General features: G+C 63.7%; 13 protein-coding genes. 7 read left to right on the plus strand and 6 right to left on the minus strand.

What is annotated here, in order from left to right; all coding sequences use genetic code 11:
• Positions 1-41: 41 nt before the first annotated feature.
• The 4 genes from ACP7E3_RS24980 to ACP7E3_RS24995 all read right to left on the minus strand — a co-directional run bounded on the left by ACP7E3_RS24980 (position 42) and on the right by ACP7E3_RS24995 (position 3,931).
• On the minus strand, positions 42-2,267 hold the full coding sequence (locus tag ACP7E3_RS24980) for a S8 family peptidase (RefSeq protein WP_023082437.1): 2,226 nt from the start codon (positions 2,265-2,267) through the stop codon (positions 42-44).
• Positions 2,264-3,418: an AAA family ATPase gene (locus ACP7E3_RS24985; protein WP_023082438.1), complete on the minus strand. Its 1,155-nt coding sequence runs from the start codon at positions 3,416-3,418 to the stop codon at positions 2,264-2,266. The genes ACP7E3_RS24980 and ACP7E3_RS24985 overlap by 4 nt, the downstream gene beginning before the upstream one ends.
• A gap of 236 nt (positions 3,419-3,654) precedes the next feature.
• A complete protein-coding gene (locus tag ACP7E3_RS24990) occupies positions 3,655-3,756 on the minus strand; it encodes a hypothetical protein (protein ID WP_023082439.1) in 102 nt (33 codons plus the stop codon).
• A gap of 28 nt (positions 3,757-3,784) precedes the next feature.
• Positions 3,785-3,931, minus strand: a complete 147-nt coding sequence (locus ACP7E3_RS24995; protein WP_021156355.1) for a hypothetical protein — start codon at positions 3,929-3,931, stop codon at positions 3,785-3,787.
• A gap of 536 nt (positions 3,932-4,467) precedes the next feature.
• Between ACP7E3_RS24995 and ACP7E3_RS25000 the strand changes: the two genes are divergently transcribed.
• Both ACP7E3_RS25000 and ACP7E3_RS25005 read left to right on the plus strand, forming a co-directional pair.
• The gene (locus ACP7E3_RS25000; RefSeq protein ID WP_023123964.1) at positions 4,468-5,295 is read left to right on the plus strand and encodes a DUF932 domain-containing protein; all 828 of its coding nucleotides are present in this window, start codon (positions 4,468-4,470) and stop codon (positions 5,293-5,295) included.
• A gap of 79 nt (positions 5,296-5,374) precedes the next feature.
• Complete coding sequence (locus ACP7E3_RS25005; protein ID WP_021156353.1) at positions 5,375-7,408, plus strand: ParB/RepB/Spo0J family partition protein; 2,034 nt, start codon at positions 5,375-5,377, stop codon at positions 7,406-7,408.
• Positions 7,409-7,484: 76 nt separating this feature from the next.
• Here ACP7E3_RS25005 and ACP7E3_RS25010 read toward each other — a convergent pair whose 3' ends face one another.
• Entirely contained in the window at positions 7,485-8,507 is a 1,023-nt protein-coding gene (locus ACP7E3_RS25010) for a DUF4917 family protein (RefSeq protein WP_023123965.1), read from the minus strand.
• Between the two features lie 860 nt (positions 8,508-9,367).
• Between ACP7E3_RS25010 and ACP7E3_RS25015 the strand changes: the two genes are divergently transcribed.
• Positions 9,368-9,682, plus strand: a complete 315-nt coding sequence (locus ACP7E3_RS25015; protein WP_021162766.1) for a DUF736 domain-containing protein — start codon at positions 9,368-9,370, stop codon at positions 9,680-9,682.
• A 70-nt stretch (positions 9,683-9,752) separates the two neighbouring features.
• On the opposite strand, the gene ACP7E3_RS25020 is transcribed toward ACP7E3_RS25015, so the two are convergent.
• On the minus strand, positions 9,753-10,046 hold the full coding sequence (locus ACP7E3_RS25020; protein ID WP_034203400.1) for a helix-turn-helix domain-containing protein: 294 nt from the start codon (positions 10,044-10,046) through the stop codon (positions 9,753-9,755).
• Positions 10,047-10,364: 318 nt separating this feature from the next.
• Between ACP7E3_RS25020 and ACP7E3_RS25025 the strand changes: the two genes are divergently transcribed.
• From ACP7E3_RS25025 to ACP7E3_RS25040, 4 genes are all read left to right on the plus strand, one after another.
• Positions 10,365-10,715: a DUF2958 domain-containing protein gene (locus ACP7E3_RS25025; RefSeq protein WP_021162764.1), complete on the plus strand. Its 351-nt coding sequence runs from the start codon at positions 10,365-10,367 to the stop codon at positions 10,713-10,715.
• A 337-nt stretch (positions 10,716-11,052) separates the two neighbouring features.
• Positions 11,053-11,850 (plus strand): DUF2285 domain-containing protein, encoded by a 798-nt coding sequence (locus tag ACP7E3_RS25030; RefSeq protein ID WP_021162763.1) that lies wholly within the window; start codon positions 11,053-11,055, stop codon positions 11,848-11,850.
• 90 nt (positions 11,851-11,940) lie between these two features.
• The gene (locus ACP7E3_RS25035) at positions 11,941-12,210 is read left to right on the plus strand and encodes a helix-turn-helix transcriptional regulator (RefSeq protein ID WP_230965746.1); all 270 of its coding nucleotides are present in this window, start codon (positions 11,941-11,943) and stop codon (positions 12,208-12,210) included.
• A gap of 26 nt (positions 12,211-12,236) precedes the next feature.
• Positions 12,237-13,091: a replication initiator protein A gene (locus ACP7E3_RS25040; RefSeq protein WP_023123967.1), complete on the plus strand. Its 855-nt coding sequence runs from the start codon at positions 12,237-12,239 to the stop codon at positions 13,089-13,091.
• Positions 13,092-13,299 lie beyond the last annotated feature (208 nt).

Raw genomic sequence — 13,299 nt, forward strand, 5'->3', positions numbered from 1 at the left:
GCCCGTCAGCCCGCTCTATACATGCGTTCTCTTTTCCACCGTCACCGAACACGAATCGGCAAGGACACCTGCGGCTGGATCGGCACGAGGGTTTTGGCATAGGCACGCAAGATGTCGTTGTAGAGATCAGCATGCTTCGGGGCCTCGACCGAGAGGATCAGTGCATAGCGGATCTTCTCGGCACCAGTGGTGGCCCGGCCGCCGCCGTCGCGGGCGTTGTAGTGAATGTCGAAAACGGGGTTCTTGAGGCTGGAGCCGCGGAAGGTCTTGGCTCCGTGCAGCACAGTTTCCCATTTGCCCTGATCCGAACGCCGCTCCTGCTCGGTGGCGAACTTCTTCAAGTCGAAGAAGCCCTTGGTATCCGCGTTGCTCTTGCCATCCTTGATCTTCTCGTCGTTGGGCCGGAAGACGACTTCGAGGCCGGCCTTGGTGTAGGCCGCGGCATCCTGCGGATCGGTGGGTGAGGCATAGCAGAACGTCGCCTTCAGACGCACATTGCCGAGCAGTCCTTCCTTGGGCAGCGGCAGGCTGGCACGCAAGTACTTACTGGGCTTGAGCTCGCCCTGGTAGACCACGCGGGCCACACCATCCGGGCAGGTGATAATGTCGAGGGTGTCCTCAGGAATCTTGCCCCAACCCACTTCGACCGGATCATGCTCGCCAGGATCGGCCGCGTGAACCAGAAGGGCCTTGATGGCGAGTGGCGTCAGATCTCCGCCCAGGATCGCGCGTACGCCGACCGCGCTACGCAGCAGGTACGGAGCCGCGAAGCTGGTACCCAACTGCGGCGTCAGCACCGGCTTCACGTTCGGCGCCAACACATGAAAGTATTTGGCTGCTGGGTTGCCACCGAACGCCATCAGGTCTGGCTTGATAACCCCGGGGCTGCGGCCCGGCCCGATCGCGCTGTAGGGCGCGCGTGCCCAGCCAGCATCGGTGTCGTCGGCCGCGCCGACCGCGAGCGCATTCACGCAATCCGATGGAACCTGTACGCGGTTGTAGCCGAGCTCGCGGTCCCGGTCTCCGTTATTGCCAACGGCCACCGTCATGAGCGTGTCGCCGTCGCTGAGCAACTCGTCGATAACGGACGTCCAAGCGTGAACTTCCCGGTCCTCCACTTCGAGATCTGGGCCCAGGCTCAGGTTGATGAACTCGTAGGACCTCGACAGCAGAACCTGCTCGATGAGACCGAGTGTGCGATACAACTCCAATGGATCTTCGCCGCCCGCCTCCTGGTCCAGCACGCGCAGATGGTCCACCGGGGCGAACGGCCTGCCGGCCGTACCGTTGGGCTGGATCGGACCGAACAGCACGGCCGAGGTCACGCCCAAGCCATGCTCCGGGCCGTCCGGATCATCGTCGGCGTCTTCGTCGAGCTTGCGGTACGAGCGCAGCCAGGGGCCGATCGGATGGTGCTTAGGCAGGCCACCGTCCAGGATGGCGACACGAGGTTCGGATGAAAGGGCCTGTTCGGTGGGGAGGCTGCATCCCACTGAGGGCCCACCACTGCGTTGCAAGGGACGGATACCACGCAGCTTTGGCACGGGACGGATCACCCGCACGAAGGCGAAGCTGGCCAACCGCTCAATGTCGCGCGGCTTGCCCTCGACCGGCACGAACCACAGATTGCCGGCGATGAAATCGACTTCACTGTGGACCTTCACGCCTTCCTGCTGCGCGAACTTCACGAAAGCCTTCTGGATTAGGCCCGGGTCTTCATCCGGTAGCAGATGTAGGCCTACTTCGAAAAAGCGATCCTTCGGGCCGCCGAGGCCCACGATTCGCTCTGCTGGCGCAAAGGCGGCAAACTGTTCGATGTGGGCAAGATCTTCGCCCTCGTCGGATTCCGCCTCAATGGTTTGCGTCCATCGGGAGAGGTTGCGGAAAGCCTGGCGCTTGCCGGCGACAAACAGTTCGGTCGTTGTGGTTTCATGCGGCTGCCCCTTGCGGGTCCAGGCCTGCGGCTTGACCTTGACGGTACGGCTCCCGATGGACTCCAGTCCCGTACTACGCAGCAGTCCTGTCGGAAAATACGAGCGCGCAATGAAGCTGGGATTCATCATCAGCCGGGCTACCGCGAAGTCGCCCGGGCAAGCGTCAGCAGATAGCTCGTCCAGCGCCTTGCTTGCACTGCGGAACTGAGGAACCATTCGCTCCCTCGCCTGCGCGAACGTGTAGACCTCGGCCTTGCCTGGCATGCGCTTCGGACCGACGATGTCATGGGTCAGCAGCTCGCCACGACCGATCAGGAAATTGGTTTGGCTCATGCGTCAGCCTTTCTCCGTTGTGCGGCCTTTCGTACCGCAGACGTCTCATTGGTGTACTTTCGGATCGTGTCCCGGCTCACCCCGGTGATGTCGGAAACAGTGTGCTGGGACAGGCGGGTCTGCTTGGCCAGCATCACCGCCAGATCGATGCGGCCCTGCCTATCGAGCGCCAACGCACGCGCCTTCATGAAGTCTTCGACCAGATCAGCGTCGGTGGTCGTGCCCAGCGCCACGGCACGCCGGAAGCGCTGCACGTCGCGCTCGATGTCGCTGAACGAATGGCCGGCGAATGCAAACACCAGGATGTCGATCCAACGGGCAAAAAGGGCGTAGTCCGGCCCCAGGAATCGCTTGATGGCTTCCTTGACTGCCTGTTCATCGGGCGTCTTGAACTGGACTACCAGGTCGAAGCGTCGCCACAGCGCCGGATCGATCAGTTCCGGGTGGTTGGTGGCCGCCAGCAATACACTGCTGGCAGGCCATTCGTCGACTTCTTGCAGGATCACCGTGACCAGGCGCTTGAGTTCGCCTACGTCGCTGTCATCGCTGCGTCGCTTGGCGATAGCGTCGATTTCGTCCAGCAGCAGCACGCAAGGCTCGCGTTTGGCGAAATCGATGGCCGCCCGCAGATTGGTGCCGCTCTTGCCTAGCAGGCTGCTCATCACGGCTGTCAGGTCGAGCACGTACAGCGGCACCTTCAATTGCGCGGCCAGCCAGCGGGCCGTGAGTGTCTTGCCGACCCCGGGCGGCCCCACAAAGATGGCCGAGCGGGTCGGCGTCAGCCCCATGGCCTGAAGTCGATCGCTCTGCCGGCGCTCGGCGATGAGTTGCCCCAGTGAATCCTCGACATCGCCGGACAGCAGCGGCGCATCTGTCGTCGGTTCGTCCTTGAACACCTTCAGGAGAGAGAGACGGGATTCGTCGTCAACCGGCAAGGCGTGGGCCGTTGGCGGCTGAGGCGACAGCTTGCGCATGGGAGAGACACTGCGTACTGGCTTCGACTTCAGGAACAGTTCGAGCTGCTCGGCCAAGTCGGGCGCCGTCCCTCGGTACTTGCGGACTAGCCGCGCCGTGAACAGGCGCACATCCTCACTCTGCTCGGCCAAAGCCAGGCGGACCATCTGGGCTAAATCTGACTGCTCTTCTCTCATTTCGCCCGCAACCTCGATAACTAATTGATTTATATTGAAAAATAAAAATTCTTCAATGGACTAAAGTAATTATCTCATAAAGCGAGGTCAAGTGGTAAGAGAGGCTGCGGCAGTGGCGGTCACAGCGCCGTCGTCGACTGGCAGGTTTGCCGTCTAGCGTGATCTGCGATTCCACGCCCAGAAGCGCCTGAGCGCCTATGCGCGCCTGGTCGGGCGGGGTGTCGTATGACCGGCCATCAGGGCTTGAGCAAGTCCGGCGGGCAGTCGGCGAACGCCGGCTGGGCCTTGCCCATCGGAATGGTGATGGCTTCATCGCCGCTGAGGATGGCCATCATCATGGCGATCATGGTCCTCAGGCCGTTCGAGTTACGCAGCACCTCCAGGCCAGATGCATGGGGAGCCGTCGAAATCGGCGCCGTCGAGCAGTTCGTTGAACCGTTCGTGCAAGGCCTCCGAGCGCTGGAACATGTGTTCCAGGGGATCGTTGGAATCGGCGTGTTCTGTCTCGGGCATAGCGTCATCGTAAAGGCCACTTTGCGTTCGGGCGTCCCCGGCCATCTGAGCAATGGCCGGTCGCGCTGTCGTGCGCGTAGCGCATCGAGCCTCGCTGCGCGAGTCTCGCCCCTATCTGGCGTCCATCGTTCCCTCGCTCCGCTCGGCTGACGCCTTCGGCCCGGCTTCCAGCTTCGGGCCTGCGCGCTTCGCTTGCGTGCGGTCGGCATACAGGGATGGCCGTTGCCTTGTCCAGCCGTCTCCCCTGACTTCATCACCTTACCCGCGACCGTAGCCCGCTCCCGTGTGCCGTCAAGGCGCGCAGGGCCGTGTCCTCGGCTGCGCCTGCGGGCCGCACCAACCCTGCGCTCGTTTCCTTGACGGCCCCCGTCCGCGCGCTCCTTTGGCCGCGGGCGATGAACTCAGGAAAGACGGTGGCAACGAGGCCAACCGGGTTCCTCGTGCCGACCGCACCGAACAGCCGAAAGGCTGGGCTCCGAATCTAGGAATCCGGTGTGCGGTTTGAACAGCAAACCTTTTTCGTCAGGAGAAATGCCATGCAACTCGCATCCCGATTCGCTTCCCGCTCCCCGTCGCTGCGCAGCGACTACCCGCTGTCCGATGACCAAATCCGCCGCGTAGCTCCGTCCATCTTCGCGGACGCCCCGCACGAAAGCCGTTCCGAGCGGTACGCCTATATCCCAACCGCCGCCGTACTGGCGGAACTGCGCAAGGAAGGGTTCCAGCCCTTCATGGTGGCGCAGACCCGCGTGCGCAACGAGGACCGCCGCGACTTCACCAAGCACATGCTGCGCCTGCGCCACGCCAGCCAGATCAACGGCGCGGAAGCCAATGAAATCGTGCTGTTGAACTCGCATGACGGCACGAGCAGCTATCAGATGCTGGCCGGAATGTTCCGGTTCGTTTGCAGCAATGGCCTTGTCTGCGGCGACACAGTGGCCGATGTGCGCGTGCCGCACAAAGGCGACGTGGCCGGTTCCGTCATCGAAGGCGCTTACGAAGTCTTGCGCGGCTTCGACCACGTGCAGGAATCCCGCGATGCCATGCGCGCCATCACCTTGAACGATGGCGAATCCGAAGTGTTCGCCCGCGCCGCGCTGGCCCTCAAGTACGACGACCCCGACAAGCCCGCGCCCATCACGGAATCACAAATCTTGATGCCGCGCCGCTTTGATGATCGCCGCCCGGACTTGTGGAGCGTGTTCAACCGCACGCAAGAGAACCTGACCCAAGGCGGACTGCGCGGGCGCAGCGCCAACGGACGCCGCCAGCAAACCCGCCCGGTGCAGGGCATCGACCAGAACATCCGCCTCAACCGTGCGCTTTGGCTGCTAGCCGATGGCATGCGCCAGTTGAAAGCCTGAATCCCCACGCGGCAGGGGCAGGCAGCAGCCCTTGCCGCTTCTCTCGCTGCTGCATCCCTAACCGCAAGGAGTTATCACCATGAACGCCGTTACCCAAATCGAAACCCGAGCCATCGAAACCGCCGCGCCGTTGGAAGTGGCCGACCCGACCAAGAACCTGATTTTGGTTCCGCTCTCGCAGTTGCTGCCGCGCCGCTCCAAGCGCAACGCACGCAAGACCCCGCGCCTGTCCATTCCCGAACTGGCCGCGAGCATCGCCCGCATCGGTCTGCTGCAAAACCTCGTCGTCATCCTGTCCGCCGATGGCGAGCAATACGAAGTGGTGGCGGGCGACCGCCGCCTGACCGCGTTGAAGCTGCTGGCGAAGAAGAAGCGCATCGCCGCCGACTTTGAAGTGCCTTGCCTGCTGGTGCCCGACGCTTCGGCCCGTACCGTCAGCCTCGCGGAAAACCTGCTGCGCGAGCAGATGCACCCCGCCGACCAGTTCGAGGCGTTCGCCGCGCTGGTCAAGGAAGGCCGCCCCATCGAAGACATTGCCGCCGACTTCGGCGTGACCCCGCTTGTGGTGCAGCGCCGTCTCAAACTCGCCAACGTCTCGCCGCGCCTGCTGGCCGACTACCGGGGCGGAGCCGTCACGCTGGAACAGTTGATGGCCCTGACCATCACCGACGACCACGCCGCGCAGGAAGCCGCGTTCTACGGTGCGCCCGAATGGCAGCGTGGCGCGTCCGCGTTGCGCGAACGCCTGACCGAGCGCGAAATCGACGCCACGCATCCGCTAGTGCGCTTCGTTGGGCTGGACGCCTACACGGCGGCGGGCGGCGGCATCCGCCGCGACCTGTTCGCGGAAGGCGATGCCGGAACCTACCTGACCGACGCCGCGCTGCTGGAAACGCTGGTGCGCAGCAAGCTGGATGCGCTGGCCGGGAACGTGCGCGCCGAGGGTTGGGCATGGGTGGAAGCCGTGCCGCACATGAGCTACGCCGAGCGGCAGGCGTTCCAGAACGCGCCGCGCCAGCGCCGCGAACCGAGCGCCCGCGAAGCCCGCCGCATCGCATCGCTGCAAACCCGCCTCGACAAGATCGACGCCGAACTGGAAGAAGCCTACGACGCCGAGGACGAGGACAAGACCGAGGCGCTGGAACCGCGCCGCGAACAGGTCGCCGGGGAACTGCAAGCCGTGGAGGAAGCCTTGCGGGGCTACGCCCCGGACGTGCGCGCCGTGGCCGGTGCCATCGTCACCCTCGACCGCGGCGGCGAAGCTGTGATTCATCGCGGGCTGTTGCGCGAAGCCGAAGCCAACGCGCTGCGCACGCTGGAACGCTTGCGGCAGGGTTTCGGCAGCGCGGAAGGCGAAGCCGGGAACGACGACGAAGGCGAGGACGCCGAGCAGCCCAAGGCCGCGAGCCTGTCCGACCGGCTGGCGCAGCGGTTGAGCGCGCACCGCACCGCCGCGCTGCAAATCGAAGTCGCCCGACATCCGCAAGTCGCGCTGGCCGCGCTGGTGCATGGCATGGTGCAGAGCGTCTTGCAGGACAACCACTACGGCCACGACTTGCCGCTGGGCGTGAGCCTGAAAGTGCAAGACCGGCTGGAAGGCATGGCCCCCGACTGGCCCGAATCGCCCGCCGCCGTAGCCCTGCGCGAGTTGCAGCAGGTCGCGGGCGAAGCGCTGCCGCAGGACAGCGCCGAACTGTTCGCCGCGCTGCTGGCGATGGAGCAAGGCGAACTGGTGCGGCTGCTGGCGGTATGCGTGGCGGCGACCGTGGACGTGGTGACGCCTCGCGCCACGGCGCAACAGCCGGGCGCGGAACTGGCGCAGGCCGTGGGGCTAGACATGGCCGCATGGTGGCAGCCCACCGCAGACGGGTATTTCCAGCATGTGCCGAAGGCCGCGATTCTGGAAGCCGTGGGCGAGTTCGCAGCGGAACACGTCACACGGTTGGCAAAGTTGAAGAAGGCCTACATTGCCAGCGAAGCGGAACGGCTGGCCGATGGTATGGGCTGGATGCCCGCCGTGTTCAAGAGCGGACACGACACGGAGCCGCAGGACGGCGCGGAGGACGTGGAAGATGCTGCCGACGTAGTGGAAGCCCACGCGCTCGCCGCCTGACATAGCAGCATAACCCCGGCGCACCGCGCCGGGGTTTCAACGATGCCATCGGATAACGCTGAAAGCCGACGTAGGGTTAGCCAGGTCCTGGTAACGCCGGCGGAACCGCATGAATCCAGCATCCAGGGCTTTCACTATCAAAGAAGTCCACATGGACAGGCCCTAAATCATCCTGAATGACTTGGTAGGCATGGTTGCAATAGACCTGATTGCCACCAAAAACGGAGACTGCCACCCGTTGGATGCCGGTTCCGCGCATCCGTCGCAATAAATGCCGATCGTGCTCCCCGAGTCCCCAGCCGAATAACGTCAATGTGAACCGCTGTGACGTAAGTACCTCCCGGTACACCGTAGAAAGGTAATAACTGTTCTGAATAGAGGAAACTTTCTGCAGCATCGTCCCTTCGCTGACAAACAGCGGCACAACGCGCTCACTGCGCCACTCCGCAAGGATGGCCTCCAGCAAACCTTCCCCAGCGTTGTGAATCTTGAACTCCTGCTCCACTGCAGTTCGGCACAGAGCCAGACTTCCATGCGGATAAAACACCAAGGTGTTAGTCCGTTCCCTATAGGGGGCTCGAAATCTCTGCCAAGCGTCGTCGAACATGCCATTCCCCAGGAAGCAATCCTTGAATAGATGTCCGTCCTGAATGTCGAGTCCATAGGTCATCGTCCAATAGACCAGCAAGTCATAGTTCAAGGAAATTACCGTATCGAACCCTCTGAGGAACTGGTACATGCTTGGCAAATGACCACTCACTAGATCATATGCAGGATGCACGTCGCGAACGGCTTGAATCAAACACTCTCTGACATTCAGGTAGGCTTGATGCGTGCGATTGTCTGGTATCTGTAGTGACCTATTGACGTTTGACGCTTGCCAGACCAGTCGAAGGATCAACTCGAAATCGGAGGTTCGGAAAAAGCCAAAGAGTTGCTGTACGTCAGCTCCGAGTAAGCCTGCTCGCTGGGCATGATCCAGCAACGAGCCATAGCCAAAACTCGGTGAAACAGCAATGCTAGCCCCATTGCCCAGCAGAATCGTACCTCGATGGTAATTGGGTGCAACGTGCTCCCACGGCACAACGGGATATGGCATATATGGTTCTCCCTGTTCCTTTGATGACTCGTTGTCGAATAATAGCTGTGACGAGTCATTCTCCGTTGTCACTCTACCTGGGTGTTAAGGCTGTATGGACGTGTCGGCACGATGTGCCGCCGGATCTTCGGGCTGCGCCCCGTGCTACTTTTGCCGTCACGGCTATTCGGCTTCAATCCCTCACGCCTTCGAGCCGACGCTTTCTTCCGGGGGGGGGGGGCGGCGCATGGCCCAGCCCCGCCACGCGTAGCTTGGCACCTCACGAATACTGCCGAACTGGCACTGCCGGTTTAGCCAGGTTAGCGCCCCGCCGTACTGGGCGGGGCTTGTGGGGCTACGCCCCGGCTTGCTGCGGCAGGTTGAGCCAAAGCGTGCCGTCCTCGACGCTGGCGGTTCGCGCCTGTACGTCACGAAGGACGGTTTACCGACACGCCACCCGGCCTCGCTATGGAGCATCCACGCCACGCCTCAAGCCCGTCGCCGTAATCTGCGGCAAGGAGCGTTCTCGCTTGTCGTTGGGGTGTTGGCCTTGCCAGTGCCAGGGTGCAAGCCGGTGAAGCCGTCACGCGGGGATGCCGAGTCGGCCACATCTCCATTCGGGAGCGGGCGGCCTGTGCGTCCTTGGCTTGTCGTGAATCCTGGCGAGGGAACGGCTGCGCCTTGGGCTTCATGGCCGCAACCTTCCAGCGAAAACAATTTCCCCTGCGCTACGCGCATTCCTCTCGGGACAAATTCTTTTCGCTTCCAGGCTCTCCACGGTGTTGCGACCGCTGCGCGGTGCGGCCAGCCCATCCCCCGCCGGCCGGATCACAACAAGGACGCACTGGCGCGACCTCGTTCAACCCGAAAGGAGAAACATCATGGCTAACATCGGCACCTTCACCGCAGAGAAAGACGGCTTCACCGGCCAGCTCCGCACCCTGACCCTGAACGTCAAGATCAAGCTGATTCCCAACGACAAGGGCGACACCGAGAACGCCCCCGACTTCCGCCTTCAGGCGGCCGGCCACGACATCGGCGCGGCGTGGGAGAAGACCAGCGAAGCCGGGCGGCCCTACGTGTCCGTATCCCTCGACGACCCTTCGTTCCCGGCGACGGTCTATGCCCGCCTGATCGAGAACGAAGACGGCACGCACGACCTGATCTGGTCGCGCAGCAAGCCCAAGGCGGCCTGACGGCCGCCCACCGCGCCCCGCCCATTGCGGCGGGGCGCCGTGCTGCTGGCGCAGCACGTCACGCACGCGCCTATGGCGTGTCGCGTTCCTTCAACACCGCCTCAAGCTCCTGGCGCACCTGCACCAGAAGCTGATCGGCCTTGCGCGTGCTGTCGCCAGCATAGGCCAGCGTCAGCAACGTCAACGGATGCACGTCCATGACCTCGCACAGCTCGGTCAGCTTGTGCATGGTCGGGCTTTTCAAGTCGCGTTCCAGCGAACTCATGTAGGTGCGGCTGGACACGTCGGAGAACGCTTCCTGGCTCAAGCCACGCGCTTTCCTGATCGTCCGTATTGCCGTCGCCAATGAGTGTTTCGCTGTCACCAACTTGGTTTCCCCGTAAAAACCAAGATGACAGACCATTGCACCCAATAGGGCTACAATCTAAAGTGTTCATTCCTGTTGGCCGAACCGCTTTCGTGCTTTTACGGAAATCCGCATGGGCGGATTCCGACAGAATCGGGGAACCGCATCCGTGTCTTTCCTGGCCTACGTAATTCCGCTTCTGCGTTTCCGTGCATGTACGGATTCGATGGCTTGCGCCTTCATGCTTTCCCGCCAAAGCACGCATCCGCTTCGGGGGTTCCGCGCTTCGGTGGAAAATCGTATCCGTGCATCCTCGGATGCGTGGGGATTCGGGCCATGACCCAGCCGCTCGTCACCGCTGAACAGCGGGCGCAACTGCTCGCCGTCGGCGCGGCACTCGCCGCTGATCGGGGCATCGACCCGATGCCGGTGGTGCGACTGTTCACGCCTGACGCACACACCACCTGGCTGCTGGCCGCGCTCGACCCGGCCGATGGCGATACGGCCTGGGGGCTGATCGACCTGGGAATAGGCATGCCCGGCCTGGGCCATGTGAAGCTGTCCGATCTGGCGTCCATCGTCGGGCCGCGCCAGCAACCTGTGATGCGCGATCGCTACTTCCAGCCCGTGCGGCTGCTGTCGGAGTACCTGCGGCTGGCCGAGGAAAACGGCTCGATCACCGACTGAGCAGTCCCAGCCAACGACGGCGCATTCTGACTATTTCAGTCTTACCCAAGACCTGCGCGGTCTGAATCCGAACTCTTGCACCGAAGCGGTGCGCTTCTGTTGCAAACAGTCATGATCTTTGGCGCGGGCTGCTGCACGGTGCTCCATGCTGCGCGCCATTTTCGTGGCGGCGCAGTCGTCGCATTCAGACGATTTCCGCAATGCCCTGGAGCGAATCAGTCTTGACACCAGCAGTTACAGCCTATCCCGATTTCGATGACGACTTGATGGCGGCCCGATAGCTCCCGCACGGCGGAATCCGTGGCGACGTTCCTGCTGAACGACAGGAGGCTGCGTCATGGCTGACCCGAGCGCCGAACACTGGTATCCGACCGCCGCGTATCTCTACACGCTGCACCTCGACGGCCCCGCGCTGGCCTGGGAATACCTGCGCCGCCACCCCGACTACCGCCGCGACTGGCTGCGCCGGCGGCGCCGGCCAGAGGCCGCCGCGCGCTGGGGATTGCGCCTGCTGGAAGATCCCGCCCTGGATGCGCGCGACGCGCATCCGGCCTGGTTCCCCGATCACGATGCGGTGGTGCAGCTCTACCCGGACGCCGACCCGCCGCCCGACGCGGTGGCCTTCGCATTCTGGCGCCTCCCCGGCCAGAAGCACCTGATCCACGACGGTAAGCGCCTGGTGCTGCTGACACGCTGGCCGGGCTGCTGCCTGCGGCTGGTGATCGCTCCCGGCTTGGTCGACGGCATGGCTTACGCCTATGCCATTCGCGCCTGCGCCGCATCCTGCGGACGCTATCAGGCGCTGGCGACCGAACTGGACAAGCTGGCCGCCGCTGGCGATGCAGCGCCAGCGGGAACAGCACGGTCGCGGCCGGCCCCCGCTGCGCTGCTGGAGTTGAACACGCTCCAGGCGCTCGACGGCTCCCTCGCTGGCGCATCCCTGCGCGACGTGGCCGAAGGGCTATTCGGCGTCGATGCCGTTGCCGACGACTGGTACGCCGACAGCGCCTTGCGCGCCCGCGTTCGCCGGCTGGTACGCCGGGGCGATGCGCTGATGCGCGGAGGCTATCGCCGCCTTGCACAGCTTCCGCCCGTTGCACAGGGACGCGCTGCATCCCCTGCAAAACGTCCCTGAGCAAGAAGCCTTGCTTTCTTGAAAGTGCCTCTATCCGGCCGCGTGGTGTGGCCGGGCTTGATGGAGGTACATCCCGTGCGACCCGCTCCCTTGCGGCCTGCCGCCGCTGCTGTCGCTGCGCCCGTGCAGCCCCAACGCTACCTGACCAACGACGAAGCCGCCGAATACCTGCGGCTGTCGCCGCGCACGCTGGAGAAACAGCGCGTGATCGGCGGCGGCCCGAAGTTCCGCAAGTTCGGCCGCCGCGTCATGTACGCGGTGTCCGACCTCAATGCCTGGGCCGACCAGCGCAGCTACGAGGCCACATCCGACCCGGAATATGCCGAGCGTCACGCGGGCGACTACCGTGATGGCCGCTGATCGTCGGCTCGCCGGTGGCCATCGTCATGTCCAGCCCATCGCTGCCGCCGGGGCAGCGATCGCAGCAGCGGGAACAGCTCGACCTGTTCCGCGCGTTGCCGGGCGACATGGCGCCGCGCGACAGCCAGGACTTGATGGCCTTTCCGTTCTTCTCGCTCGCCAAGTCGCGGCGCACCGAGCCGATCGACTTCCGGGCGGGTGGCATCACCATCCGCGTGGAGGGAACGCAGGAGCACGGCATCGCAACGATCTGGGATGCCGACGTTTTGATTTGGGCGGCCTCGCAGATCGTGGAGGCGCGCGACGCAGGCATTCGCCCGTCGCGCTGGATACACGCCACGCCCTACGAAATCCTGCGCTTCATCGGGCGCGGCACGTCCCTCAACGACTACCAGCGTCTGAAAGCCGCGCTCGACCGGCTGCAATCGACCAGCGTGGCGACTTCCATCCGCGAAACCACTGGGCGGCGCTTGCACCGCTTTTCGTGGGTGAACGAATGGCGCGAGCTGGCCGACGCCAGCGGCACGCCGCTGGGCATCGAGCTGATCCTGCCGGACTGGTTCTATGCCGGCGTGCTAGATGCCGCCCTGGTGCTGACCATCGACCCTGCCTATTTCCGCTTGAAGGGCGGCATCGAACGCTGGCTGTACCGCCTGGTGCGCAAGCACGGCGGACGGCAGGAGCACGGCTGGCAATTCGACTTCCGGCACCTCTACCGCAAGTCGGGCAGCGCGGCCCGCTTCTCGGACTTCGCCTACGACCTGCGCATGCTGGTGGCGCGGCAGTCGCTGCCCGGCTACGTCCTGGGCATCGAGCCGATGCCGGGCGAAAGGCTGGAACTGCTGACCTTCCGGCCCGTGCCGTTCACGGCACGGGGATAACTGCGGGAAAAGGTGTGAACGGCCTCGTGCTATCAGGAGTACCGGGTATCGTGCTATCGGGAGTACGACCCTCGTGCTATCAGGAGTACGAAAACGCCGCAAAGCCAGTAACGGCGCGGGTTTGCGTCCCCTCTAACTTACCTAACTATAAATCTCTAACTTTTAGTAGAAGCGCGCCGTTTCGGTGGACAACCGCGAAACGGCACGG

The sequence above is a fragment of the Pseudomonas sp. PSPC2-3 genome, assembly GCF_049898265.1.
Lineage (GTDB): Bacteria > Pseudomonadota > Gammaproteobacteria > Pseudomonadales > Pseudomonadaceae > Aquipseudomonas > Aquipseudomonas veronii.

Coding starts and splice junctions, on each gene's coding strand:
- ACP7E3_RS24980 (WP_023082437.1), bottom strand. CDS start 2,267: ATGAGCCAAACCAATTTCCTGATCGGTCGTGGCGAGCTGCTGACCCAT.
- ACP7E3_RS24985 (WP_023082438.1), bottom strand. CDS start 3,418: ATGAGAGAAGAGCAGTCAGATTTAGCCCAGATGGTCCGCCTGGCTTTG.
- ACP7E3_RS24990 (WP_023082439.1), bottom strand. CDS start 3,756: ATGATGATGGCCATCCTCAGCGGCGATGAAGCCATCACCATTCCGATG.
- ACP7E3_RS24995 (WP_021156355.1), bottom strand. CDS start 3,931: ATGCCCGAGACAGAACACGCCGATTCCAACGATCCCCTGGAACACATG.
- ACP7E3_RS25000 (WP_023123964.1), top strand. CDS start 4,468: ATGCAACTCGCATCCCGATTCGCTTCCCGCTCCCCGTCGCTGCGCAGC.
- ACP7E3_RS25005 (WP_021156353.1), top strand. CDS start 5,375: ATGAACGCCGTTACCCAAATCGAAACCCGAGCCATCGAAACCGCCGCG.
- ACP7E3_RS25010 (WP_023123965.1), bottom strand. CDS start 8,507: ATGCCATATCCCGTTGTGCCGTGGGAGCACGTTGCACCCAATTACCAT.
- ACP7E3_RS25015 (WP_021162766.1), top strand. CDS start 9,368: ATGGCTAACATCGGCACCTTCACCGCAGAGAAAGACGGCTTCACCGGC.
- ACP7E3_RS25025 (WP_021162764.1), top strand. CDS start 10,365: ATGACCCAGCCGCTCGTCACCGCTGAACAGCGGGCGCAACTGCTCGCC.
- ACP7E3_RS25030 (WP_021162763.1), top strand. CDS start 11,053: ATGGCTGACCCGAGCGCCGAACACTGGTATCCGACCGCCGCGTATCTC.
- ACP7E3_RS25040 (WP_023123967.1), top strand. CDS start 12,237: ATGTCCAGCCCATCGCTGCCGCCGGGGCAGCGATCGCAGCAGCGGGAA.